This window comes from Herbaspirillum sp. RV1423, from assembly GCF_000577615.1.
Classification (GTDB): domain Bacteria; phylum Pseudomonadota; class Gammaproteobacteria; order Burkholderiales; family Burkholderiaceae_D; genus Herbaspirillum.
In genome coordinates, this window is record NZ_CBXX010000005.1 from 15,066 (window position 1) to 41,101 (window position 26,036).

Here is a 26,036-nt window from a genome sequence, read left to right on the forward strand (position 1 = left end):
TATTGAATCGGATGTTTTTTGTCGTCAGGCCTGCAAGAGCAGGGCCTGGTCCGCCGGCAGGGCAAAGTCGACGCTATCGCCCTCGCGCCATTGCGCGGCCCCGGCGCTGGCGCTGCCCTTGACGGGACCGACCGGCGTTTGCAACAGATATTCCACCGAATCGCCGAGGAAGCCGCGCGACAATACGCTGCCGCTATACGGACCGGCGCCGACGGCGACGCGTTCCGGACGCCAGCCGACGCAGACCGTGCCGGCCGGCGGCGCCATCGCGAACGGCAGGCGTCCGCCTTCCCCGTGCAGGAAGCCGTCGCGGTAGTCGAACAGGTTTTCAAAACCCATGAAATTGGCGACGAAGCGGGTGCGCGGAGCATTGAATATGTTTTCCGGGACATCCATCTGCTCGATCTTGCCGGCGTTCATCACCACGATGCGGTCCGACAGCGCGAGCGCCTCTTCCTGATCGTGCGTGACGTACAGCATGGTGATGCCGAGTTCGCGCTGGATGCGCCGCAGTTCGGCGCGCATCTGCACGCGCAGTTTGGCGTCGAGGTTCGATAATGGTTCGTCGAGCAGCAGCAACTTGGGTTCGATCACGATCGCGCGCGCCAGCGCCACGCGCTGTTGCTGGCCGCCCGACATCTGCGCCGGCAGGCGCGCCTCGAAGCCGCTCAGGCCGACCGCCGCGATGACGCGCTCAACCTTGTCGCGCAAGCTCGCGCCATCCACCTTGCGCAGGCGCAGGCCGAAGGCGACGTTGTCGAACACGTTCAGATGCGGGAACAGCGCATACGACTGGAACACCATGCCGATGTTGCGCTTGTTGGGCGGCAGGCGGCCGATGTCGCGCCCATCCAGCATGATGCTGCCGGCGCGCAGGTCGATCAGGCCGGCGATGGCGCGCATGGTGGTGGTCTTGCCGCAGCCGCTCGGGCCCAGCAGCGAAATCAGTTCGCCTTGCTCGACCGCCAAGTCCAGCCGGTCCACGGCGGTTTTGTTCTTGCCGTAGCCGAGCGCCAGTTGGTGTAGTTCCAGATAACTCATCGTGTCTCACATATATTTTGAAATGCCCAGCACCTTTTCGGTCACCAGCACAAAGGCCATGGTGAACAGGACCAGCAAGGTCGACAATGCCGCGATCGACGGATCGAAACTGTTTTCCATATGGCCCAGCATCTCGATCGGCAGGGTGCTGATGCCGGGGCCGGTCAGGAACAGCGACACCGGCACCTGGTTGAACGAAGTGACGAAGGCCAGGAAAAAGGCGGCGATCACGGCGCTGCGGATGTTCGGCAGCACGATCAGGAAGAAGGTCTGCAGGCGCGACGCGCCCAGCGTGATGGCGGCTTCCTCGATGTCGACGCGCAGGTTGATCAGGCTGGCGTAGACCACGCGCACCGCATAGGGCGTGAGCAATCCGATATGGCCGACCAGCAATCCGAGGAACACCGGCGCATCCGCCACCAGCACGAAATGGCGCAGCAAGCCCAGTCCCACCAGCATGGCCGGAATGATCAGCGGCGACGTCAGTATCTGTTTGATGACGCCCATGCCCGGCGGCGGCATGCGCGACATGGCGTAGGCCACCGGCACGCCGAGCAGCAGCGCGACGACGGTCGCCAGCAGGCCGATTTCGAGGCTGGTTCGGAAAGCGCGCCGGAATTCCTCCGACGCCAGCACGTCGACAATCCAGCGCAATGAATATGACGTCGGCGGAAACGCCAGCGTGTCGCCGGCGCTGAAGCCGGCCAGGAACACGATGACGAACGGTCCCAGCAGGAACAGGAACACCAGCCACAGCATGGCGCGCGAGAACAGGCCTTGTTTCATACGGTGCTCCGGCTGGAAGAGAGGCGTTTCAATCCGGCATTGACGGCGATGGTCATGGCGACCAGCACCACGGCGATGACATTGGCGGTGCCGAAGTCGCTTTCCACGCTCACCTTCTGGTACAGCAGCGTCTCCAGCATCAGCACCTTGGGGCCGCCCAGCAGCGCCGGCGTGACATAAGCGGTCACGCAGCCGGTGAATACCAGCGTGCCGCCGACGATCAGGCCTTCCTGCGTCAACGGCAAGGTCACGCGCGTGAAGACTTGCCAGGCGTTGGCGCCGAGCGTGGAGGCGGCCAGGGCGATGTCGCGCGACAGGTTTTCCATCGAACTGACCAGCGACATCAGCATCAGCGGCAGCAACAGTTGCAGCAGGCCGACGAACACCGCCATTTCGCTGAACAACAGGCGCTGCGGCTCATCGGCCAGGCCCAGCGCCAGCAGGGCGGAATTGATCGCGCCGTTGCGGCCGAACAGGACGATCCAGGCATAGGTGCGGGCGATCGGCGACACCATCAGCGGCAGGATCATCATGCCCAGCACCATGCCGCGATAGCGCGGCGCGACGCGCACGATGGCCTGCGCCGCCGGATACGACAGCAGCGCCGAGAACAAGGTCACCAGCGCGGCGATGCGCAGGGTGCGCAGGAATACCTGGCGATTGAGCGGTTCGGCAAAGAAACCGATGAAACGCTCGAATCCCCAATGCGCGGCCGGCGCATCCACCCGGAAGGCCTCCAGCAGCAAGGCCAGCACCGGCAGCAGGAAACACACTACCGTAAAGATCAACGCCGGCATGACGAGCATGACGCCGTTCCATTTTTGTTGACGCACCGACATCGGCCTGAACTCCCTTTACTGCTTTTTCAATAACGCATTTCAATGCACAAGCCCGGGCTGAGGCGGACTCAGTCCCGGGCGCTTCCTGGCTGGCAGGAACTTACTGGCTGATGCCCTTGTTCCACTGCTCGATCCATGAGGAGCGATGTTTGAGCAGGACTTCCGGTTTGACGAATTTCAGCGAGGCGATATGGTCGGCGCCGTAGGTGTTGAATTCGGCCTTATCCTTGGGCAGCGTCACCTGCATGTTGACCGGCGAATCCACCAGATCCATCGCCAGCGCGGTCTGGACTTCCTTGGACAGCCAGAAGTCGATGAGCTGGTAGGCGAGGTCGGCGTTCTTCGATTTGCTGACGATGCCCATCACGTTCATGCCCGCAGCCTGGCCCTCGGCTGGAATGCTCCATTTGAGCGGCATGCCGGTCTTCATCAGTTGCGCCCAGGTGAAGCGCGCCACCGGCGCGGCCCAGATTTCATCCTGGGCGAACAGCGACGACAACTGCGCGCTGTTCTTGGAGAAGGTCACGACGCTGTTCTTCATGTCGAGGATCTTCTTCATCCCGGTCGCAAAATCGTTGCCCTTGCCACCCCAGGCGATATCCGCCATTTGCAGCGTAAGGGGCCCCTGGGTCGTGCTGACATCAGGCAGGGAGAGGTGGCCTTTCATGTCAGTACGCCAGAGGTCTTTCCACGAGCTGAGCGATTTGATCTTGTCGGTGCGATACACCAGACCGACCGAATAGATGGTGTACCCGACCGCAAAGTTGCCGCCGATCGGATTCTTTGCAAAATTGTAAATCTGGCCGTAATTCTTCAGCTTGCCATAGTCGAGCGGCTGGATCAGGCCCTTGCGCGCCGCCTCCAGCATGCCGAAGTCCGACAGCAGCACCAGGTCGACCACCGGATTGTCGCGACGCGCATCGAGTTTGGCGATGCGGTCGGCGTTGTTGCCGGTTTCGACCACGATTTCGCAGCCGCATTTTTCCTTGAACGGCGTGTAGACGTATTTGTTGAATAGCGGCTGCGCGATCGGATAGGCCGACAGGACCAGCGTGCGTTTCTCGGCATGGGCATGCGAGGCGGTCAGGCTGAGCAGGCTGGCGCCGAGGGTCAAACCTGCCAATAATGCTTTCTTCAAGATGAAATTCCTTTAGACATTGATGCGATGCCCATTCTAGCTGTTTGCGGTTGCGCGGCTATGCGGCTCGCGGCAGGACCTGTTTGCGATCGGTATCATGATCTCGCCATAAGATCGCAAACAGGTTCTCAGAACACATGGCGCATGCCCACCATCAGCACGGCCTGCTTCTTGTCGCTGGAAGCCGGATAACCGAAGATGTTGGCGGTCTTGGCGTCGCCTGCCGCCATCTGGTAGCTGTAGGTGATGGCGACGTCGGTGCGCTTGGAGAGGAAATAATCGGCCTGGAAGTTGACCTGATGCCACTTCGGATTGGTGTTGATGGTGTCGTACTTGCCGGTGGTATAGAAATACGATGCGCCCAGGTTCAGCGCCGGCGTCAGGTGATGCACCAGGTTGAGGTCAAGGTTTTGCAGCGTCAGCTTGGTGTTGTCCAGATAGTCGTATTTGACATTGCTGTACATGGCGCCGAAATCGGTGTTGCCGACCGTATAGAAACCGCCGGTGCCGAGGATGCGCTGCTTGCGCACGCCGAAGGCGCTGTTGACGGCGCTCTTGTTGAAGATCAGCAGCGAGCTGGCGTAGTCGTTCGACATCGCGCCGTCCGGGCTCTTGGTGCTGTTGGGTGTATCCATCTGGGTATAGGCGACGGCCCATTTGAAGCGTTCGCTCTTGTAGCCGGAACCCAGGCTCATGACGCGGTTGGTGCTGGTGTCGCCGGCAGCTTCGCCGAAGCCATACAGCGCCGTGACGTTGAAGTCGTTGAAATAGGGGCTGATGTATTTGACCGAGTTCTGCACCCGCAGATTGTTGTAGCCGTTGTCGTTGTCGCCGATATGCACGCCGTTGCTGGCGATCACCACCGGGCCGAGGTAATCCTTGACCGCTTCGTACTGGCGGCCCAGGGTCAGCGTGCCCATGCGGGTGTTGCTCAGGCCGACGTAAGACAGGCGGCCGAACAGGCGGCCGTTCTGCGAAGCGGCGCCGGTCATCATGTTGAAGCCGTTTTCCAGATTGAAGATCGCCTTGGAGCCGCCGCCCAGGTCTTCCTGGCCGCGAAAGCCGATGCGCGGATTCTGGTTGGTGCCGCTCAATGCTTCCAGGTTATGCGGTCCGCCCTGGTTGGTCAGATAGCCGACACCGCCGGAAATCAAACCATAAATTTCCACCTTGCTTTGGGCGTATGCCTGGGCGCCCGCCAGCATCGCCGGTATTGCGACCGTTCCGATCATCCACTGCTTCATTACCATCCCCCCGGAGTAAAGGCCTTCCGGCCTGAGTAAAAAGTAAAAAATCCGACCTTCGTAAAAATCCAACATACGGGTCCGATTGCTGTCGAGATGCAGAATATGCCAAGTGGATAAATAATATAATTTGTTTATATTTATAATTTAATAAATTTGTCTTATAACCAATGTGGCGCCATCCCTGAGAATATCGGCCATCATGATCAAACTCACCAATAAGGTCACACTGCGTCACTTGCAGGCTTTCGCCACGCTCGCGGGCACCAACAGCTTCAGCAAGGCGGCGGAAGAGCTTTCGGTGACGCAGCCAGCGCTCAGCGCATCCATCAAGCAACTGGAAAACCAGTTGGGCACCAAGCTGTTCGACCGCACGACCCACCAGATCGGACTGACGGCGCAAGGGGCGCTGGTGCTGGAATACGCGACGCACCTGCTCAATACGGCGTCCAACACCTTCAACGACATCCGGCACGTCATCGGCACGGGGCGCCACCGCATCCGCATCGGCGCCATCCCCTCGGCGGTGACGCTGACGGCCGCAGTCATCGCGCGGTACAACGAAGCGCACGACGAACATGTGGAAATTTTGCTGTCGGACATGCCCAACGACGCCTTGCTGTCGTCCCTGCATACCGGCAAACTGGATTTCTGCGTGGGCATCAAGCCGCCCGACTCCCTGTCGCTGGACACCGTCACCCTGTTCGAGGACGAACTGGTCTTGATCGTGTCCAGAAAACACCCCTTATCCGAGTCGAAGGAAGTCCACTGGCGGCAGATGGCGGGGGAGGAGATCGTCATGTTCGCCCAGGGCAGTGTCTGGGAGTTCGCCTCCGCCGCGCTGTTGCAGCACGGCCTGGCGGCGTCCCGGCGATATCAGGTGGTGCACAGCGAATCGCTGTACGGGGTGGTGCGCGCAGGCATCGCCATCGGCATCATGCCCAGCCTCTACACCAGCTATCTGCGCGACGACAGCCTGCACGTCGCTCCGCTGCGCTTCCCCACGCTCAAACGCAAGATCGTGCTGATGCGGCGCAACGAGGTCAGCCGAAGCGAATGGACCGATCACTGCTTCCAGGAATTGCGCAACGATCTGAAACAGGCCAATCACTGGTTCTGAAAAACCTTCTTGCCATTTGTTCTAGAATGGATGCCTTTCCAAGGCAATTTCCCCTCATTTCCCCTTTTATGCCAGTCAAACCACCTCTGCTCAGCGTCGCCGAAGCGTTGAAATTCCTGCTCAAGTCCGCCGTCCCGCTCAGCGAAATAGAGACCGTTCCGACGCTGGAGGCCAACGGCCGCGTGCTGGCAACCGCGCAAGTGTCGCGGATCAACGTGCCCGGCATGGACAATTCGCAGATGGACGGCTACGCCGTGCGCGCGGCGGACTGCGCCGGCGGCGAAACCCGCCTGCGCGTGTCGCAACGCATTCCCGCCGGCCACGTCGGCGCGGCGCTGGAATCGGGCACGGCAGCGCGCATCTTCACCGGCGCCATGGTGCCGGCCGGCGCCGACGCCATCGTCATGCAGGAAGCCTGCGAAGTCGACAAGGACGGCAGCGGCGACCACGTCATCGTCCGCCACACGCCGCAACCGGGAGAATGGATACGCTGCACCGGCGAAGACATCAAGGCCGCCAGCACCATCCTGTCCGCCGGAATCCGCCTGCGTCCGCAAGAGCTGGGCCTGGCCGCCTCGGTCGGGCTGGCCGAACTGCCGGTGTTGCGCAAGCTGCGCGTGGCGGTGTTTTTCACCGGCGACGAACTGGCGATGCCGGGCGAAGCGCTCAAGCCCGGCGCGATCTACAACTCCAATCGCTTCCTGCTGCGCGGTCTGCTGGAAAACCTCGGCTGCGACGTCCAGGATTTCGGCATCGTGCCGGACCGGCTGCAAGCCACGCGCGAGACTTTGCGCGCCGCGGCAGCCGGCCGCGACCTGATCATCACCAGTGGCGGCGTGTCGGTCGGCGAGGAAGACCACGTCAAGCCGGCGGTGGAAGCAGAAGGCCGCCTCAACATGTGGCAGATCGCCATGAAGCCGGGCAAGCCGCTGGCGTTCGGCGAAGTCCATCGCGCCGGCGGCGGCAAGGCGTTCTTCCTCGGCCTGCCCGGCAATCCAGTGTCGACCTTCGTCACCTTTCTGATCTTCGTGCGGCCGTTCCTGTTGCGCCTGCAGGGCGTCGAACAGGTCGCGCCGCGCGTGCTGAGCATGCGCGCCGATTTCAACTGGCTCAAGGCAGACCGCCGCCAGGAATTCCTGCGCGCGCGCTTCAACGACAAGGGCGGGCTCGACCTGTTCCCGCACCAGGGCTCGGGCGTGCTGACCTCGACCGTCTGGGGCGACGGCCTGATCGACAATCCGCCCGGCAAGACGATTGCCGAAGGCGACCAGGTGCGTTTCATTCCATTCGACAATCTGCTCAATTGAGCTGGTTGCGGACGTATTACAAGGATCATCACCACATGAAAATAGAACTCCGTTTTTTTGCCAGCGTGCGCGAAGCACTGGGCGCCTCGCAGGAAGTCGTCGATTTGCCTGACCACGTGAAGACGGTCGGCGACGTGCGCGCCTTCCTGATGGGACGCGGCGGCCTCTGGATGGAAGTATTGGCGCCGGACAAGGCCTTGCGCATGGCTTACGACCATGTGATGACCGAGCCGGATACGCTGCTCGAAGAGGGCGGCGAAGTCGCTTTTTTTCCGCCGGTGACCGGCGGTTGATCATCAACGCTGGAGACCTCGGAGACGCCATGCCATTGCCCAAGGAAGACCTCGACAGCATCGCCGGCGGCACCCTGGCGCATTACGAAGGGCGCGCCGCCGACTTCCGCGAAGGCACGCGCGACCACGACGTCAGCCAGAACATCAACGCCTTGCTCGATGCGATCGCCCGACCGGCGCCGCTGGCCATCCTCGACTTCGGTTGCGGGCCAGGGCGCGACCTGAAGACGTTCAGCAAGCTCGGCCACCGTGCCATCGGCCTCGACGGCACGGCCAGCTTTGTCGAGATGGCGCGCGCCGATTCCGGTTGCGAAGTCTGGTATCAGAATTTCTTTGAACTGGATTTGCCGCCCTCATTTTTTGACGGCGTATTTGCCAACGCGTCCTTGTTCCATGTGCCGGTCGCCGAATTGCCGCGCGTGCTGGGCCAGTTGTACGCCAGCCTGAAAGCCGACGGCGTACTGTTCTGTTCCAACCCGCGCGGCAGCAACAGCGAAGGCTGGAGCGGTGGACGCTACGGCGCTTATCACGATCTGGAAGCCTGGCGCGGTTTCATGGCGGCAGCGGGTTTTGCCGAAATCCGTCATTATTATCGGCCCGACGGCTTGCTGCGCGCCGAGCAGGCCTGGCTTGCGACTGTGTGGCGCAAGCCTTCGAATGAGCGCTAAGAGCCGCTGACAAAAACAAGAGCGAAAAGGTGAGGAGACAATGGAAACATACATTGAACACAAGGAGATATCTTGCACCTGACCACTGAAATCGCCGCCTGGGCGGCACAGGACACGCGCCTGTTGCTATCCGTCCTGATTGCGCTGATCGCCATTGTGGTGTTGATCAGCTTTCTTAAAATCGCGCCGTTCCTGTCCATTTTGCTAGGCACCTTCATCGCCGGCATGGGTGCCGGCTTGCCGCTGGAAGAAATCGCCTCGGCCTTCAGCAAGGGCGCCGGCAGCATCCTCGGCGAGACCGGCCTGATCATCGCGCTCGGCGCCATGCTCGGCGCGCTCATGGCGGATTCCGGCGCCGCCGACAAGATCGTCACGACCTTGTTGCGCTATGCGAAAGGCAGGGCGATTCCCTGGATGATGGCGCTGGTGGCGCTGGTGGTCGGTCTGCCGCTGTTCTTTGAAGTGGGGCTGGTGATGATGGCGCCGATCATCTTCGTGATGGCGCGCCGTTCGCAGCAGCCCATCCTGCGCGTGGCGATTCCCGCGCTGGCCGGCATGACCACCTTGCACGCTCTGCTGCCGCCGCATCCGGGTCCGCTGATCGCCGTCAGCGCCTTGCATGCCGATCTCGGTACGACCATGCTGCTCGGGTTTGTGGTGGCGATTCCGGCGGTGATCCTGGCCGGCCCGTTGTACGGCATCTGGCTGGCGCCGCGCATGCCCATCGGCGAGCCGGAACAAATCGGCGCCTTGTTCAAGGGGCAGCAGGCGGCAGAGTTGCAGCCGGGCTTTGTGCCGTCGCTGGTGACGATCCTGCTGCCGGTAGTGCTGATGCTGGGTCGCACCGTCGCCAGGATCTGGGTCACGCCTAAAACGACGCTGTTCGAGATGCTTAATTTTTTCGGCGAACCGATCATCGCGCTGACCGTGACCGTGTTGTTTGCCGTGATCGTACTTGGCTGGAGCCGCGGCGTCAGCCGCACCGACGTCGGCGCCATCCTGCGCAAGGCCTTGCCGCCGATTGCCGGGTTGTTGCTAACGATCGGCGCCGGCGGCGGGTTGAAGCAGGCTCTGGTGACCGCTGGCATCAGCGACACAATCATCAAAGTGGCGAGCAGCACGCACGTGTCGCTGATCCTGCTGGCCTGGCTGATTGCGGTGGCGCTGCGCCAGGCTACCGGTTCGGCAACGGTGGCGACCACCGCCACCGCCGGCATCGTGGCGCCGCTGGCGGCGGGCCTGTCCGGTACGCACAATTCGCTGATGGCGCTGTCGATCGGCGCCGGTTCGGTGTTCTTCTGCCACGTCAATGACGCCGGTTTCTGGATGGTGAAGGAATACTTCGGCCTTGACCTCAAGCAGACCTTTGCAACGTGGTCGGTGATCCAGACCATCGTCTCGGTGGTGGGGCTGGGTATGACGTTGCTGTTGTGGGGCGTGCTCACCTGAGAACCTGTTCGCGCTCTTCTCTTATTGAAAATCTTGTGCGCTGTCGTCCTGACGCATGTCAGGACCCAGCGTCGTACCGACCGTCACCGTCTTCACGACGCTGGGTCCAGGCGTTCGCCGGGACGACGGTGGCAGACTGGAGATGCCTGGCTGAACGGCATTGCCGCTAAATCCGGGGCCGGGACTGGTTGTTTCTGCGGCCCGGATACATTGGGTACAATGGGCGCGATTCCATTTTTTTCCTTCATCATGCCGATTCGCGTCCAGACCGCCGATTTTGACCTCAGCGCAGAGATCGCCGCGCTGCGTTTATCCAATCCCAAGGTCGGCGCCGTGGTGAGTTTCGTCGGCACGGTGCGCGACCTCAATGACGGCGCCAGCGTGCAGGAAATGGAACTGGAACATTATCCCGGCATGACCGAAAAGGCGCTCGAGCAGATCGTCGTCGATGCCAGGGCGCGTTGGGATATCTTCGACGCGTTGGTGATTCACCGCGTCGGACCGCTGAAGCCGCTCGAGCAGATTGTGCTGGTGGCGGTGACGTCAAAGCATCGCGGCGAAGCCTTCGCCGCCTGCGAGTTCATCATGGATTTTCTCAAGACGCAGGCGCCGTTCTGGAAAAAGGAACAGACGCCTGAAGGCGCACGCTGGGTGGATGCGCGCGAAAGTGACGATCATGCTTTGTCGAAGTGGGCGCCTGAAACGGATAAGTCTTCCGCTAAAAGAAAGTAGAATCCGCGTCAATCCGCTCGAGCCAGTCACGGCGCATAAACACACATGGCGCATCAGACGCCGGCACATTGTGATGATCATTGGGCCGGCGCCGTCGCAGCATGATTTCAGTTCCGACCCGGAATCTGAAACAGGATGTTGTAGAAAGTTTTAACGAGGATTTCCAGCATGGCGGGCTTTTCCAGAACGGAAACTTTATAGAGTTCGACCATGCGCGCAATGTCTGAACCAATGGTCTCCTGCGTACGTAACTCTCCCGTCAGAATCGTGATCGGTACATTCGACTTCTGGAATTCACGGATATAGGCGATAGCGGGTTCCGAAGTCACGTCGGTGTCGATGCTCCAGTCCAGAATGTAAGCCTCGAATGGCTGCACCCGCACGACTTCCAGCAGCGACTCAACGTCATTGAAAGCCGACACCTGTATGCCTTGTCTGGCGAACAAGGCTGCAATGCCGTCCGGGATATCAGAACGGTCATCCAAGGCCGCAATACGCGGAGCAGGCAAGGGCGTCATATGGATGACCTGACAGGCTGTTTTTCCTTCAGGTGCCTTTGAGCCAGGAAGAACGACCCAACCTTCGGATTCTTCGATCGCGACCAGGGTTTCTTCTGCCGGCTTTGACAAAGGAGCTCCTGCCTGGAGGATGCACCGTTGCGGGATATTGCTCAGTTTAAGAATCGCATTCCATTGGGAGGCGTTGCCATCTGTCTTGTGCGAGTCATTGCTTGCCTGAGGCACAGGCGAACCCGGTCGACCAAAATGTTGTTCCAGCAGAGAAAGCTGGCTGCGTGTCCATCCGCGGAGCCCCGAGAATTTTTGCTGGACGGAGACCAATTCCAACCCGACGATATCGGCGACGATTCTGGCTTGTTTATGACGCAGTACGCCGCGCTGGGCAAGAACCTCTCGAATATAGGCAGTATAGGGATCGTGTGTAACGACGTAGGTTTGCTTTTTCGGGATCATGTATTTCAGCATCGAAAATAATTAACATATGCAAATGATATAGGGCATGGCAATCGATGTATCAAGCGAATAAAAATGTAGTAAATACATCGAAAAATTTCTATATGAATTCGCTTCACGCTCTATATCTGTTCGATTGGAACGCGAACCGTTATGCGGGTTCCTGAACCGATTTCGCTTTGTACATCAATGGATCCTTGCAACAACATCACGATGCGCTTGACGATAGCCAGGCCCAAGCCTGTTCCCAGTTTCTTCTTGGGCGAATTCAATTGCGAAAATGCTTTAAAAAGTCGTGGTAGATCATCCTGTGCGATGCCAGGTCCGGTATCGCTGACGGAAAGATTGAGATGCGATATTCCGGACGGACCTTGTTCGATCCATTCCGAGACGGTAATACTTCCCTGATCGGTAAATTTCACGGCATTCGATACCAGATTGTTCAGTATCTGGCGCAATCGATCGTGATCTGCCGTCAACGTCAACGTACTATTGGGATTGCGCAGAGTCAGCACCACTTGCTTATCGACGGCTTGTTGTATGAAATCGTCGATCACGCCATCCAGCAATTCCCCCAGGACAAAACTGGTTTTGCGCGCCGACAGCACGCCGGCTTCCAGGCGCGAGTAATCGGCAATGTCCTGCATCTGCGCGGTAATTTGCGCGGCCGCACGTTCCGCCTGTCCAATGAATTTCTCCACTTCCGGCGATTTGTCCAGAACGTTCAGCACTGACACTGCCACGCTCAGGGATTGCAACGGATTACGCAATTCATGACTGACAGCGGCAATGAAGACAGTTTTCTCCTTGACGGCTTCTTTTTCTTTTTCATAGGCGGCTTCCAGTTCTCTGACAAACCGTATCGATTGTTCCTTGCTTTCGGCTTCGGTCAGCTTGATCCGGTAGGCGAGCGCGAAGGCAAAAATCACCGTCTCCCAAGCCGAGGATAATTGGATGGCGTAATTCGTCACAAAATTGGCAGGCAACAGACCGATGAATTTGAAACCGATCAGTGCCAGCGAGATCGCAAACGCCACCCAGCCCAGGCAATACAAACCGGCAGGCGCGTACCTCTGATGCCAGCGTATGACGCCGGCGGCAATCAACAGCGGCACCAGCGGGAAGATCAGATAATTCAGGATGTGGTATGGATTGATCTGTTGCAAGATAAAAATTGCCAGCATGCTGGCCACGACAAGCCATTGGTAGATTTTGAGTGTCTTGTCCAGGCGAGGCGTGGCATCTTTTAACAGCAAAAAGTGGCGGGCAAACAGAATCACGCCATGCATGGCTGCATAGCCCGCTAGAGCAAACAAGCGTTCCTGCCACCAGCCCATTTTCATGAACAGCGGCGGAAATCCGTTCATATAGGCGAAGGTGAAGATGAAACCGCCCAGATAATAGATGTAATAAAAATAGGCGCGGTCACGCAAATACAGAAGCAGCATCAAGTTATAGAACCACATGATGATCATGCCGCCAAAAAACAGGCCAAGCCACAATTCGGCATCATGGATATGCTCGACCAAACCTTTCATGCCAGCCCACGTCAGGCTGATATTGAGGGTATGTCCATTCGGTTCGTAACGCATGTAATACGTGGTGGGGCCGCTTGAATTCGGCACTTTGAACAGGTACTGATGCACGTTGAAGGGACGCGCGCTGGCCGGCACTTCTTCCGTCAAGGATTGGGCCTGATATCTGCCGTCCGAAGGATGAAACAGCGTCAGCTTGCCCACGTGCTCCCAGCGTTCCAGCAGAAACCAGTAGGGATCAGGATAGTTTTGCGTATCGACTACGAACCTGATCCAAAGGGCTTTATGAGGATAGCGATAGCCCAGATTTCCTGTCGGCATAGGTTTAAATGCACCCATTCGTCCTTGCACCACGTCATCAATGCGATAGCTGCCGGCGGCATCGTCCAGAGAAGACATTTGCACATTGAGTTGCTGGGCCTCTTGACCGGCGGGGATAAACACCGCGGGATGAGCGGTATCGGCATGCAGCCAGTTAAACAGACGTATCGCAGCGACCAGCGACAAAATAATCAATAAAACGGTGAGCCAAGTGAAGCTTCGGGAGTGTTTGCCCCTGTAAATACCGCGTAAGGAAATATCAACCACGCTCTTGCTCCGATCTTAATAACTTGATGCGCGTCTGCCCATCAGGGGTGAAATGGGTGCCAAAACGCACCAGCCCGGCTTGACGCAAACGACAGCTCATCGTAAAGCTGAGCAGCATGCCGGGTTCGGTGGCGTCGATGGCGAGATCGATCGACGATAAACGCGGCTCATAGGCAAGCAAAGTGGTCTCGATTTCGCGCTTCAAGGTGTGCGCCGACGCGGGCAGATGGCGATAAATGGTCGACAGATCGCCCAGGCCATAGTCGGGCATATGTGCCAGCGCCCCGCGCCGGCTGTTCAGGATGCGCTGGATATTGTCTTGCACCGACAAGAACGTTTGCGTCGCGCTGTCGACTTCATCAATAGCCATTCCATTCGCAAAATGTCCGGTCAGCATGTCGAATAACCCCGGCCCGCCGCGCGTCACGATGCTTCCTCCGGCACATTCACGCCAGCGGCATCGAACATCACCTCAATGCCGGCATCTTCCGAATAGGACAACCGGATTGCGGAAGGTTTGCCTTGCTGCCTCATGCGCAGCAGCAATTGACGCGACAAGACCGGCAGAATTTGTTGATCGAGCAAGCTGTCGATATTGCGAGCACCCGAATCCGGCAACTGACAGGCGCGGGCCAGTTCGGCGATCAAGCCTTCGTCGCAGTGCAGGGGCAGAGAAAACTTGCGGCTGATGCGCTCTGCGACCTTGTCCAACTTCATCTGCACGATGCGCATCATCGCGGCGGCCGATAGGGGACGGTAAACGATGGTCTGGAAGCGCGCCAGCAAAGCAGGCTGAAAGTGTTCCACCAATAGCGGACGGATTGCTTCCATGAGGCTGGCGTTGGGGACCTCGTCGGCGGGATTCCCGTTGCTGCTGTCTTCTCCGGACTCAGCCGCCTGTTGCGCAAACTGATCGTTGACCGCCATGATCTGATCGCTGCCCAGGTTGGAAGTCATCAGGATCACCGTATTGCGGAAATCGATGACCCGTCCTTCGCCGTCGCGCATGTAACCGCGATCGAATACCTGATAAAACAGGTTCACCACATCGCGATGCGCCTTTTCCACCTCATCAAGCAGGATCACGCTATACGGCCGCTGACGCACCGCCTCGGTCAGCATGCCGCCCTGGCCGTAGCCGACATAGCCAGGCGGAGAACCCTTTAATTGCGACACCGTGTGCGCTTCTTGATATTCGGACAAATTGATCGTGATCAATGACCGTTCGCCGCCAAACATCACATCCGCCAGGGTGCACGCCGTCTCCGTCTTGCCAACGCCGCTAGGGCCGACCAGCAAAAACACGCCCAGCGGCGCCTCCTCCGAGGTCAGACCGGTTTTTGCCGCGCGCAGTCGCTTGCCCAGCGCCTCCAGCGCCTCATCCTGTCCGACCACCATACGGCCCAGTTGCGTCTCCAGATCCAGCAGCGTCGTCAATTCGTCCGACAGCAGGTTACCCACCGGCACACCGGTCCAGTCGGCAATCACGCGGGCGACGGCGGCCTCATCCACCTCGGCATGGACCAAGGCGGTATCGTCCTTGGGTAAGGCTGCATGCGCTGTCTTGATGGCAGCATGCAGATCGTTGCGGACAGATGCTTCTTCAGCGGCTCGCCATTGTTCACGCAATGTCGCCAAGTGGGCGGCGGCTTCTTTTTGTACGGCAAAGGCATGCCCCAACGCTGTCAGTTCCACCGCCAACGCGACGAGGCGCGCATCGATACGCGCCAAGGATTCCGCGACATCGAGCGAAGTCGCGCCATGGTCGGCAAGCAAGGCTGCGCGTTCCACCTCCAATGCTGCACGTTCGGCGCTCAAGGCCGCGATCGCTATCGGAGTGGCTTCACCGCTAATCCTGACCCGTGCGGCCGCCGTATCGAGCAAATCGACCGCCTTGTCCGGCAACTGGCGTCCGGTCAGATACCGGCGCGACAGACGCACCGCCGCGCTCACGGCGGCATCGGTAATATGCACACGGTGATGCGCCGCATAGCGTTCTTTCAGGCCGCGCAGCATCAGGCAAGCCGCTTCATCGTCCGGCTCATCCACCTTCACCATCTGGAAACGACGCTCCAGTGCAGCATCGCGCTCAAAGTACTGCTTGTATTCCGACCACGTCGTTGCCGCAATGGTGCGCAACTCGCCGCGCGCCAATGCCGGTTTCAATAAATTGGCCGCGTCCGCGCCTCCGGCGGTATTGCCGGCGCCGATCAATGTGTGCGCTTCATCGATAAACAGCAAGATCGGCCGGGGCGATTGCTGCACGGCTTCAATCACATTTTTAAGGCGCTGCTCGAACTCCCCCTTGACCCCGGCGCCGGCCTGCAAGAGACCCAGGTCCAAGGTCAGCAAACAGACATTGCGAATTACCTCCGGCACATCGCCTTCAGCGATCTTCAAGGCCAGTCCTTCCACCAGCGCGGTTTTCCCCACACCCGGTTCACCGACAAGAATCGGGTTGTTCTTCCGACGCCGGGCCAGGATATCGACCATTTGACGAATTTCCACATCACGGCCGAATACCGGATCGATCTTGCCGTCGCGCGCCTTTTGCGTGATATCGATGGTAAAGCGTTGCAAGGCCGAGGTATCGGCTTGTCCCGGCAGAGCAGGGCGCGATATTGGCGCCGTTGCCGATACATCGTCGTCGGTCTGGACCGTCGCTGTTGCCGCCGGCGTCGCACCGGTAGCGCCACCGCCTGACGCCTCCACCGACACCCGATCCAGTTCCGGCAACAAGCGCTCGATCTGCGCCGCCGACACCGACAGCAGCGGCCATGCATCAGGCGCGTGCAACAGATGCGGCGTCTGCACCAAGGCTGCCAGCAAATGTGAGGAGCGGATGATGCAGGACGATTCTTCCAGCGAGGCGCGCACCCACGCCGCCTGCAATAGCTGCCCCAGTCGCGGCGACAGCCCCGGCCTGCCGCGCAGGGTATGCGGCAAGCGGTCGATGGCCGACAGCAGTCCGTTCCAGATCGTGTCCATATCCAGTTCATAACGGCGCACAATTGCCACCAGATCGCCGTCGCCCAACTCCAGCAGTTTGATCAGCCAATGTTCGATGTCGATATCGCGGTGCGCCCGCGTCTCGCACAGGCTGGCGGCGTCGGACAAGGCTTGTGCGCAATGGTTGTTGAGACGGCGCAGGAAGGGGGAGAGGTCGCGTTGGGTCATGATTAAGCTAGAAAAGTGAATAAAAGCGGAGTAATTCCAGCGGTTGCCGAGTCACAGCCGGACGTTCTCCGGGATGCGGATATCCATGATTGATCGAAAAACGTGACAGCGTTTCTCAACGCGCTTCATGATTTGAGCAATTCCGGCAGATTGGCTAGTACTTTCTTTTCGCATTCGGCCAGCATCGAATCCAGTTGCGTTTTGACCAGCCGATAATCGTCCTTTGCCCACTGATCCCGGGACAGTGGCTCCGGCGAGGCATCCTGGCAATCGACTTTGACGTAAGGATTCGGGGAGAAATAACTCTTCTTTTCCTTCGATTTATAGATGAACAAGTCTGTCTTCAGACGAAATTTCTCTTCGTCATTGCCGAGCGTTTCGTAGACCAGGGCGGCTCGTCCTCCTGTCACGAGGATGGGTTGGTGAAATGCAGTGTTTTTGTAAGAGACGTTTTCTTGAACAAGCCGATTGATCTTGTTTTGCAAATCGACGACGAATTTGCCGGACAACTGCGCAGCGATCAACTCGATCAACAGGCCGGCCGTTTTGCGCTGGACGGTCATCAGTCCCTTAAAAGTTACCTGATGCTGGCGGAGCCGCAACGCAGCGACACGGCCTTCCTGACCCCGCAACTGATACGCCGCTGGCAACTCGACACCAGACTCCCGCCAGGGGAGCAGAGCGATCTGGCCGAACGCCTGTTGTCCTTCTATGGCAGTCATCTGGCCGCGCACCCCGACTGGCGCATCATCCCCAGCGCCGGTCTGGTGCAAGCCGCCCGCCAGACCTTGCTGGCCGCCATCGGCGTGGAACATGCCGACAGCACGCTCTATCGCAACATCGTCGCCGCTGCTGCCGACAAATACCCCGACCAGACGCTGGCCTCGCTGACCGTCGGTACCGACCCGCGCGGCTTGATTCGCAACAATGCGATTGTGTCCGGCGTCTTCACCCGCCAGGCCTATGAAGGCGCCATCGCCCCGGCCATTGCCGAGGCCGCCAAACGCAATACCATCGCCAGCGACTGGGTGTTGACCGGACAGGTGCAGCAGACCGCAACGCAATCGTCGGCGCAGTCGCCCGCGCAGTCAGCAGAATCATTGCAGGCCGCCTTGACCGCTCAGTACTTTGCCGAGTACGCCGAGCAATGGCAGATCTTCATGAACAACGTGCAATGGGAAGCGGCGCCGACCATGCCGGCGGCCATTGAACAATTGAAATTGATGGCCGACGCGCGCCAGTCGCCGGTCGTCGCCCTGATGAAATCCTTGCAATACCAGGGCTCTGCCGGTGTGCGGCAAGCCTCCCTGTCCGACACGCTGGTCGCCAAAGCGCAAAACCTTCTCACCTCAACCAAGGCGACTCTCCCGCCAGCCCAACAGAGCGACCCGGCCGGCCCGCTCGGCAGCGCCTTTGGACCCGTCTTGCGCCTGATCGGCAACGTCGACGGCAGTACCGGCGCCGGCAGCACCAACGCCGCCGCGCAAAACGGCAACGACCTGAGCATGCAACGCTACCTGGACCGCATCAGCGCCTTGCGTCTGCGATTGCAGCAGATCAACGGCAGTCCGGACGCCGAAGCGCAAGCCAGACAACTGGCTTTGTCGCTGTTCCAGGGCAAAGGCTCCGAACTGGCCGACACGCAAGCCTACTCGCAACTGGTCGCCGCCAGCCTCGGCGAACAATGGGCGAACATGGGCGATGCGCTGTTCGTGCGACCGGTCGCGCAAGCCGCGCAGACGGTATTGCAACCGGCGCAAGCCGGCCTGAACGAGGCCTGGAGCAACCATATTGCCGCCGCCTGGAGCAAAGCTTTCAGCGGCCGTTATCCCTTTGCCCAGACCGACAACGATGCTTCCCTGCCGGAACTGGCCCGATTCCTGAGACCGCAAAACGGTTTGATTGCAGCCTTCTTGCAATCGCAACTGGCCGGCGTGCTGGAGTTGCAAGGCGATCAATGGGTGCCGCATGCCGGCAGCCGGCTCAACTTCGATCCGGCTTTCCTGACGGCGGTCAATACGCTGCAACGCATCGGTGCACGTGTGTTGGTGCAAGGCGAGCCGCAATATCGCTTTGAACTCAAACCGATACCCGCTCCGGGCATTGAGGACAGCACGCTGACCATCGATGCCCAGAAGCTGCGCTACCGCAATGGGCATGAAACCTGGCAAAGCATGGTCTGGCCGGTGAACCAGACGCAGGACGTCGGCACGCGCCTGCAATGGCAGACCGACCAGGCCGGGACCAACAAGCATTATGAATTCAGCGGCCGCTGGGCCTTGCTGCGCATGCTGGAGCGTGCCCATGTCGAACCCATCGACAGTGCCACTTATCAACTGACCTGGCAGGCAATACCGGACGTCGGCGCACCGGCAACCAGCATCGCCCCCCAACCCGATCCGGACAACCTGATGCCGCGCGCAGCCATGGCGCCGGCCTCTCCTGAGCTGGTGTATCCCTTGTCGTATGTGATGCGCACCGAAGCAGGGCGGGGACCGCTGGAAATGCTGGGCTTGCGCGGCTTTGTATTGCCGGCGCGGATTTTTGTTGCGGCGTCGCGCGGCGCGATCGTTAAAAGGCAACCATCATGATGACCAAATTGCTCAATGCCTTGTTCGGCAGTCGTACCCCGACCGATCTGGCGCGCTCCACGCAGGCGCGCTGGGACGACTGGTTGCAGCCGATCAGCGCGGACTCGCCTGCGGGCGGTGATCTGGCCTATGACGACGATTTTTTAGCCATCAAGGACGAAGTCGCCAAACTCTCCGACATCGACGACGTCCTGATCGTCAACGGCGCCGAGCGCCTGTTAAAGCACAGCGCCAAGGATGTGCGTCCCGCCGTGTACTACGTCTACGGTCGGCTGCGTCAGGAGGGCGCGGAAGGATTGGCCTCAGGGTTGGAACTGCTCTCGGCGCTGATAGATCGCTTCGGCGAGCAACTGCTGCCGCAACGCGCCGAAAGCCGCAAAGTGGCACTGGAGTGGCTGACCGGCGCCACCTTCGCCAATCGTCTCGAACGCGTGCAGGGCCTGGAAGGCGTGCTGCTGGAGCGCAGCCTGTCGGCACTGGCCTTGATCACCGAACGCACCGCATCATGGCCGGAAGCGGCGCGACCGGAACTCGACGGCCTGTACCGTCGCTTTGAATCCTGTATTGAACACGCACAGGTCATCGAATCCACGCTGTCTGCCGTATCGGCGCCGAGCGCTCCCGGCGTCAATGCCGCGATCTTGCCCGCGACCGGCGAGGTCAGTTCCAGCCGCGATCTCCTGGAGCGCGCCCGGCAGATGGCCTTGTTCCTGCGCGAGCAGCCGCACGGCTATCTGGCAGCTTATCGCCTCCTGCGCTGCGTGCGCTGGGACACCCTGATCGATGTGCCGCCGCATGACATCAGCGGCAAGAGCCGGTTAGTGGCGCCGCGCACCGAACTGCGCGCCCAGTTGAAACGCCTGCTGCTGCAAAAGCAATGGCCGGAGTTGCTCGACCGCGTGGAGCAAGCCTTTGCTGAAGGTGCGAATCACTTCTGGCTGGATTTGCAGTACTACGCCCATACCGCGCAAGAACACGGCGGCGGAGATTACGCACAGGCGCGCGACCTGGCCGCCACCGATTGCGCGCTGATGCTGGAGCGGCTGCCCGGCGTGGAACGTTTGTCCTTCACCGACGGCACACCTTTTGCGGAAGACGTCACGCTGGAATGGATTACCCGCTACGCCACCGTCCGCGATATCGAACGCGGCGATACCGTCGCCCCCGTCGTCATCGCCGCCAGCCATACCGACTGGGCCGAGACGGAAGCGCAAGCCTTCGATGTGCTGCAACGGCAAGGGCTGGAAGCGGCCTTGGCCTGGCTGCAAGGTTTGCCCGCGCAAAAGGGCGAGCGCGATAGTTTCATCCGGCAACTGGTGATGGCGCGTGTGGCCGAACGCGCCGAGCGGCAAGACACGGCGTTGCATCTGCTGACCGTGGCCGACGACAGCGCCCGGCGTTACACCTTGGGCGCCTGGGAGCCGGGTCTGGCCTTTGAGGTCAAGCAGCACTTGCTGCGCCTGCTCACCCTGCGGATGAACCGCAAAGATGCCGACAAAGTCGCCGTCGCGCGACGTATGGACAGCTTGTTGGGCGAATTGACCGCGCTGGACCCGGCGCGCGCTGTAGGTCTTGCATGACTTGAAGGATATTTTGATGACCACACCCACCAAAGACCACGACATCCTGCGCTATTACGAAGCAGAGATGCGCTACCTGCGCGAAGCCGGCAAGGAGTTTGCACAGGCTCACCCCGACCGGGCGCGCATGCTCAATATCGACCGCGTCGGCGAGCGCGACCCGCATGTTGAACGCCTGTTTGAAGGTTTTGCCTTTTTAATGGGCCGCCTGCGCCACAAGCTCGACGATGAGTTGCCGGAACTGACTGAGGGACTGGTCAGCATGCTGTGGCCGCATTACCTGCGCATGATTCCCTCCCTGTCGATTCTGGAGATCTCGCCGGAATACAAGGTCCTGCAACGGCATGAAACGCTGCAGGCCGGTTTGGAAGCGGTCTCCGATCCCATTGGCGAGGACGGCGTGGAGTGCATCTATCGCACCACCCAGGAGGTCGATCTATATCCCTTGAAGCTGATCGAGGCGGCGCCGCTCACGCGGGAAGACGGTCGTTCGGTGATACGCCTGCGCCTGGCGGTGCAGGGGCAAGCGCAGCGCGAGTTGCTGACCGTGCCGCGCCTGCGGCTGTATCTGAACGCCGATCGTCCGGTGGCGCTGGCGCTGTATAAGGCATTGACGGCGCCGCCGCTGGCTATGCAAGTGCGCGTGCCGGGGCATCCCGCGCATGCGCCCGGGATGCCGCAAGCCATGCCGGGCCTGCGTCTGGAAGCGGCCGGCTTTGCCGCCGACCAGCGGCTATGGCCGAAGGCGGACAATGCGTTTGGCGGCTATCAGCTTTTGCTGGAATATTTCACCTTCCCCGAAAAATTCATGTTCGTCGATCTGCTCGGACTGGATATGCGCGCCATCGCGCTGAATGCGCCGTACTTCGATGTGGAAGTCGTGCTGGAGAAATCGTATCCGGACGATATGCGGTTCAGCGCAGAGAACGTACGCTTGTATTGCACGCCGATTGTGAATCTGTTTGAACTGGAGGCCGATCCGATCAACGCCACGCATCTGGAATCGGAGTATCGCGTGCATGCCATGGCGCATCACGGCGAGCACGTCGAGGTCTATGCGGTGGAATCGGTACGCGGCTTTGAGGTGGCATCGGGCGAGCGTTTCGAATATGCACCGTTTGCCGCGTTCCGGCATCGCGGCGGCATGCTGCGCCACGATATGCCGGAGCGCTATTTCCATACCCGCATGCGGCGCGGTCCGTCAGGAAACATGGATGCCTGGTTGGTGTTGGGCGGACATATCTGGGAACAACAGGATCGCCTGGCGCAGGAAATTCTGTCGCTGTCGGTGACCGGCACCAATGGCATGCTTCCCCGAAAAGGATTACGGGAAGCGGGCATTCGCCGCATGCGCAGCGGCTTCGCCAATGTGAGCGCGGTGCGCAACCTGACCGCACCGACCTTGCCGGTGTATCCGCCTACCGGCGACCGGTTTCACTGGCGCGTGCTGTCGCATCTGGCGCCCAATTATCTGTCTTTGCTCGATGCCGAAATATTGCGCGGCAGTCTGGCGCTGTATGACTGGACGGACGGGGAGATGAATAAACGCCGCATCGATGCCATTACCGATGTGCGGCACCGTCCCCTGCAAAAGCTGGTCAAAGGCGGTTTGCTGCGTGGCGTGGAAATTGAAATCACCCTGGACGGCAACCAGTTTGCGGGCGAGGGAGATATTGAATTGTTCGGCGAGATGTTGAACCGCTTCCTGTCGCTGTACGCCACGCTGAATTTGTACACCCGCTTGGTGATTGTCGCGCAACCTGGCGGACGACGCATCGCCTGGGGCGATACCAAGGGCGAAGGAGCACCGTTTTGAATGCTCCCTATCCGACGTCGACACAAACCGTTCTCGGCAAGACCGACCGGCCTTTGCTGCCGGCTTTGCTGGAGCATGCGCCGCAGATGAGTTTTTTCCGGTTCTGCGAATTGCTCGAACTGGCTGCGCCGGGCCTGTCGGCCTTGGGCAGCCGCGATTCGCCGTCCTATGAGCCGGTGCGTTTTTGTTCACGTAGACGGTTGGGATTTCCGAACCGGGAGATTGATGCGATCGAGTTGGATCCCGATGATCCGGTAGCGCCTCCTGTGGTGCGCACCACCTTTTTAGGTTTGTATGGGGTGGATGCGCGCATGCCCTCGTACTTCATCGATGAGATTGCCCAGAACCGCGACGGCGCCGAGCCGCTGGCGGCGTTTCTGGATCTGTTTCACCATCGTATCGTCACGCAGTTTTATCGGGTATGGCGCAAGTATCGGTATCCGGCCGGATTCAGGTCCAATGGGCAAGACGACGTCTCGCGCTATTTGCTCAGTTTTGCCGGGCTGGGGATTGGCGACGCCGCCGGCACGCGACAACACGTCGGCACACGAAAGCTGCTGTCGATGCTGGGCCTGGCCGGACAAAAAACGCGCACTGCCGAAGGTTTGACGGGGGTCTTGCAGCATGCGGTGCCGGATGCCCAGATTGAGGTGCGGGAGTTTCATCCGGTATGGATAGCATTGACCGACTTTGAGCGCATGCCGCTGGGAAAAAACTGCGTCCTGGGGCGCGGCTTTCACGATCGCGCCAATGCCATCCGGGTGGTGCTGCGGCCGCAGTCGCGGGAGTCGGTGCTTGGCTTGATGCCGGGCCAGGCGCAGCACAAGGAAGTGATGGCCTTGCTGCAGTTTTACCTCGGTTATGAGGCGCAGGCGCATCTGCACATGGAGGTCAGGCCGGAACTGATGCCCGCGCCGGTCTTGAATTCGGCCGAAGTGCGGCTGGGGTATTCGAGCAGATTGCCTGCCGTTTCGCTCGCCGGGAAAAAAGACAGTGTCGTGCGCGTTCAGCTCGGCATCTATGACGGATCAGGGACGGTACATTGAATGCAATCGACAAATGGTGAAAGGAATCAACTCATGAAGAATCAATTTCGACTCGGTGCGGCGATGTGCGTGCTCCTGGGCATTGCCGGCTGCGGCGTCGTTCAGGCGACCAAAGACGGCGCAGTGGATGCGGCGAAATGGGCGTTCACGACGCAAATCAAGACGATGAATATCGATCTGCTTGCGCGTTCGTCGTTGAACCCGAACAGCGGCGGACGTTCATTGTCGACGGTGGTGCGGGTCTATCAATTGAAGACCGCAAAGAATTTCGAAAAACTGGACTATGCGCAACTACAACGCAATGACATCGAAGCCTTGAAGCCGGATTTGCTGGCAACCAAAGACATTGTGCTGCGCCCGGACTCGCATGCCAGCATTAGCGAACCCATGAACAGCGAGGCGGAATACGTGGGCGTCGTGGCCTTCTTTCGCGATACGAATGGAACCTCGCAATGGAAGCTGGTGCTGCCGAAGAAGCAGTGGAAGAAAATCGACCCTGTGAAGATTGAGGTGCGAGAAAGTTCGCTGGAGTTGCGGGAGGGATAGTCGTTTCCGTATCGGAGAATCATTTCACGAGGCAAGCAGGGAATTAGAACTCATCTCATGCCTGCTTATGAAATGAGTTCTATATAAAATCGCTGACCTTCCTCAGGAATTCGCTACACTGCACGGTAGAATCCGTTTGCAAAACCGGTTTGGCATCGCATTTTGCATCAAATTCGATCGTCATCCCGGCGACGCCAGGGGGCGTGCCTTGCATTGTGCCGATCCAGACACCACCGATTAAAAAATAAAACATGTTTCACCTGCCGACTACCGCCACAGCTCCCTTTTGTCCCTCCGAAGTCTCCGGCAGCGTCGCGGTGCCGCCGCATGCCACCGTCTGGCAAAAGCTCAAGGTCTATGTCGGGCCCGGTCTGTTGATTTCCATCGGCTACATGGATCCCGGCAATTGGGCGACGTCGGTCCAGGCCGGGTCGCAGTTCGGCTACCGGTTGCTGTTCGTCGTGATGCTGTCGAGCCTGGCGGCGATCGTGCTGCAATGCCTGTGCGCGCGCCTGGGCATCGTCACCGGCAAGGACCTTGCGATCCATTCACGCGAGAATTATCCGCCGTTGGTCGGCAAGGGCATGTGGGCATTCGCGGAACTCTCCATCATTGCCTGCGACCTGGCGGAGGTGCTGGGTTGCGCGTTGGCGTTCAAATTGCTGCTGGGGGTGTCGCTGCCGGTCGGCGTACTGCTCACGGCGCTCGACACCGTGATTGTGCTGGGCCTGCAAGGCCGGGGATTCCGGCAGGTCGAGGCGATCATCCTCGGATTGGTGGTGACGATTGCGGCGTGCCTGTTTGCGCAACTGGCTTTCGTCAAGGCCGACTGGCATGCCGTGCTGCAGGGTTTCGTGCCGTCGCTGGCGGCGCTGTCCAGCCGTGAGCCGCTGTACCTCGCCATCGGCGTATTGGGTGCGACCGTGATGCCGCATAACCTGTACCTGCATTCGTCCATCGTGCAGACGCGCGCGGTCGGGCGCGACCGCGCCAGCTTGCTGGAGGCGATTCGTTATACGCGCATCGACACCACGGTTTCGCTGTTGATTGCGATGGCGATCAACGCGTCGATTCTGATCCTTGCCGCTTCGGCGTTCCATCGCAGCGGCCGCACCGATGTGGTTGACCTCGACGTTGCCTATCACTTGCTCGATCCGATCACCGGCACGTCGCTGGCGGCGATCCTGTTCGGCATCGGCCTGTTCGCGGCGGGGCAGAGTTCGACCTTCACCGGCACGATTGCCGGCCAGGTCATCATGGAAGGTTTCCTGAAACTGAAAATCCCGTGCTGGCAGCGTCGCCTGATCACGCGCGGACTGGCGCTGATCCCGGCGCTGATCGGCGTGCTGACGCTGGGGGAGCATTCGGTCGGACGCTTGCTGGTGCTCAGTCAGGTGGTGCTGAGCCTGCAATTGCCGTTTGCGATGTATCCGCTGATCAGGCTGACCAGCCGGCGCGACTTGATGGGCGACTTCGTCAACCAGATGTGGACGGCCGCGCTGGTGTGGATCTTGTTCCTCGGCATCAGCGCGGCGAATGTGTGGCTGGTGATTCAATTGTTCATCTGAT

General features: G+C 59.9%; 22 protein-coding genes. 12 read left to right on the forward strand and 10 right to left on the reverse strand.

What is annotated here, in order from left to right:
• Nucleotides 1-24 precede the first annotated feature (24 nt).
• From RV1423_RS06685 to RV1423_RS06705, 5 genes are all read right to left on the reverse strand, one after another.
• On the reverse strand, nt 25-1,041 hold the full coding sequence (locus RV1423_RS06685) for an ABC transporter ATP-binding protein (protein ID WP_034294661.1): 1,017 nt from the start codon (nt 1,039-1,041) through the stop codon (nt 25-27).
• A 6-nt stretch (nt 1,042-1,047) separates the two neighbouring features.
• Nucleotides 1,048-1,827, reverse strand: a complete 780-nt coding sequence (locus RV1423_RS06690) for an ABC transporter permease (RefSeq protein ID WP_034294663.1) — start codon at nt 1,825-1,827, stop codon at nt 1,048-1,050.
• Nucleotides 1,824-2,666 (reverse strand): ABC transporter permease, encoded by an 843-nt coding sequence (locus RV1423_RS06695; protein WP_034294665.1) that lies wholly within the window; start codon nt 2,664-2,666, stop codon nt 1,824-1,826. The genes RV1423_RS06690 and RV1423_RS06695 overlap by 4 nt, the downstream gene beginning before the upstream one ends.
• 100 nt (nt 2,667-2,766) lie before the next feature.
• Complete coding sequence (locus tag RV1423_RS06700; protein ID WP_034294666.1) at nt 2,767-3,804, reverse strand: ABC transporter substrate-binding protein; 1,038 nt, start codon at nt 3,802-3,804, stop codon at nt 2,767-2,769.
• A 128-nt stretch (nt 3,805-3,932) separates the two neighbouring features.
• Entirely contained in the window at nt 3,933-5,036 is a 1,104-nt protein-coding gene (locus RV1423_RS06705) for a porin (protein ID WP_081768744.1), read from the reverse strand.
• A gap of 214 nt (nt 5,037-5,250) precedes the next feature.
• Here RV1423_RS06705 and RV1423_RS06710 point away from each other — a divergent pair, with 214 nt between their 5' ends.
• From RV1423_RS06710 to moaE, 6 genes are all read left to right on the forward strand, one after another.
• A complete protein-coding gene (locus RV1423_RS06710; RefSeq protein WP_034294671.1) occupies nt 5,251-6,168 on the forward strand; it encodes a LysR family transcriptional regulator in 918 nt (305 codons plus the stop codon).
• A gap of 68 nt (nt 6,169-6,236) precedes the next feature.
• Nucleotides 6,237-7,475, forward strand: a complete 1,239-nt coding sequence (glp, locus tag RV1423_RS06715) for a gephyrin-like molybdotransferase Glp (protein WP_034294674.1) — start codon at nt 6,237-6,239, stop codon at nt 7,473-7,475.
• A 35-nt stretch (nt 7,476-7,510) separates the two neighbouring features.
• Complete coding sequence (moaD, locus tag RV1423_RS06720; RefSeq protein WP_034294677.1) at nt 7,511-7,768, forward strand: molybdopterin converting factor subunit 1; 258 nt, start codon at nt 7,511-7,513, stop codon at nt 7,766-7,768.
• A 29-nt stretch (nt 7,769-7,797) separates the two neighbouring features.
• Complete coding sequence (locus tag RV1423_RS06725) at nt 7,798-8,436, forward strand: bifunctional 2-polyprenyl-6-hydroxyphenol methylase/3-demethylubiquinol 3-O-methyltransferase UbiG (protein WP_034294679.1); 639 nt, start codon at nt 7,798-7,800, stop codon at nt 8,434-8,436.
• 72 nt (nt 8,437-8,508) lie between these two features.
• On the forward strand, nt 8,509-9,885 hold the full coding sequence (locus tag RV1423_RS06730; RefSeq protein ID WP_034294681.1) for a gluconate:H+ symporter: 1,377 nt from the start codon (nt 8,509-8,511) through the stop codon (nt 9,883-9,885).
• Between the two features lie 249 nt (nt 9,886-10,134).
• Nucleotides 10,135-10,617, forward strand: coding sequence for a molybdopterin synthase catalytic subunit MoaE (gene moaE / locus RV1423_RS06735; protein ID WP_034295156.1), 483 nt, complete (start codon nt 10,135-10,137; stop codon nt 10,615-10,617).
• A 107-nt stretch (nt 10,618-10,724) separates the two neighbouring features.
• On the opposite strand, the gene RV1423_RS28980 is transcribed toward moaE, so the two are convergent.
• The 5 genes from RV1423_RS28980 to RV1423_RS29720 all read right to left on the reverse strand — a co-directional run bounded on the left by RV1423_RS28980 (nt 10,725) and on the right by RV1423_RS29720 (nt 17,397).
• A complete protein-coding gene (locus RV1423_RS28980) occupies nt 10,725-11,600 on the reverse strand; it encodes a helix-turn-helix domain-containing protein (RefSeq protein WP_081768726.1) in 876 nt (291 codons plus the stop codon).
• A gap of 110 nt (nt 11,601-11,710) precedes the next feature.
• Nucleotides 11,711-13,711 carry a sensor histidine kinase gene (locus RV1423_RS06750; RefSeq protein WP_155835043.1) on the reverse strand — a complete coding sequence of 667 codons (2,001 nt, stop codon included), beginning with the start codon at nt 13,709-13,711 and terminating at the stop codon, nt 11,711-11,713.
• Nucleotides 13,704-14,138 carry a type VI secretion system baseplate subunit TssE gene (gene tssE, locus RV1423_RS06755; protein ID WP_034294689.1) on the reverse strand — a complete coding sequence of 145 codons (435 nt, stop codon included), beginning with the start codon at nt 14,136-14,138 and terminating at the stop codon, nt 13,704-13,706. Before tssE ends, RV1423_RS06750 begins: the two co-directional genes overlap by 8 nt.
• Nucleotides 14,135-16,888 carry a type VI secretion system ATPase TssH gene (gene tssH, locus RV1423_RS06760; protein WP_034294691.1) on the reverse strand — a complete coding sequence of 918 codons (2,754 nt, stop codon included), beginning with the start codon at nt 16,886-16,888 and terminating at the stop codon, nt 14,135-14,137. Before tssH ends, tssE begins: the two co-directional genes overlap by 4 nt.
• 125 nt (nt 16,889-17,013) lie before the next feature.
• Nucleotides 17,014-17,397 carry a hypothetical protein gene (locus RV1423_RS29720; protein ID WP_034294693.1) on the reverse strand — a complete coding sequence of 128 codons (384 nt, stop codon included), beginning with the start codon at nt 17,395-17,397 and terminating at the stop codon, nt 17,014-17,016.
• Between RV1423_RS29720 and RV1423_RS06770 the strand changes: the two genes are divergently transcribed.
• The 6 genes from RV1423_RS06770 (at nt 17,368) to RV1423_RS06795 (ending at nt 26,035) form a co-directional block, all read left to right on the forward strand.
• Entirely contained in the window at nt 17,368-19,479 is a 2,112-nt protein-coding gene (locus RV1423_RS06770) for an ImcF-related family protein (protein WP_231502080.1), read from the forward strand. The two genes, RV1423_RS29720 and RV1423_RS06770, sit on opposite strands and share 30 nt — an antisense overlap.
• Nucleotides 19,476-21,059 (forward strand): type VI secretion system protein TssA, encoded by a 1,584-nt coding sequence (tssA, locus tag RV1423_RS06775; RefSeq protein ID WP_034294695.1) that lies wholly within the window; start codon nt 19,476-19,478, stop codon nt 21,057-21,059. Before RV1423_RS06770 ends, tssA begins: the two co-directional genes overlap by 4 nt.
• Nucleotides 21,060-21,075: 16 nt before the next feature.
• Nucleotides 21,076-22,875: a type VI secretion system baseplate subunit TssF gene (gene tssF, locus RV1423_RS06780; protein WP_034295161.1), complete on the forward strand. Its 1,800-nt coding sequence runs from the start codon at nt 21,076-21,078 to the stop codon at nt 22,873-22,875.
• An 86-nt stretch (nt 22,876-22,961) separates the two neighbouring features.
• Nucleotides 22,962-23,921 carry a type VI secretion system baseplate subunit TssG gene (tssG, locus tag RV1423_RS06785; protein ID WP_034295163.1) on the forward strand — a complete coding sequence of 320 codons (960 nt, stop codon included), beginning with the start codon at nt 22,962-22,964 and terminating at the stop codon, nt 23,919-23,921.
• Nucleotides 23,922-23,954: 33 nt separating this feature from the next.
• On the forward strand, nt 23,955-24,467 hold the full coding sequence (gene tssJ / locus RV1423_RS06790) for a type VI secretion system lipoprotein TssJ (RefSeq protein ID WP_034294698.1): 513 nt from the start codon (nt 23,955-23,957) through the stop codon (nt 24,465-24,467).
• Nucleotides 24,468-24,718: 251 nt separating this feature from the next.
• Nucleotides 24,719-26,035, forward strand: coding sequence for an Nramp family divalent metal transporter (locus tag RV1423_RS06795; protein ID WP_034294700.1), 1,317 nt, complete (start codon nt 24,719-24,721; stop codon nt 26,033-26,035).
• Nucleotide 26,036 lies beyond the last annotated feature (1 nt).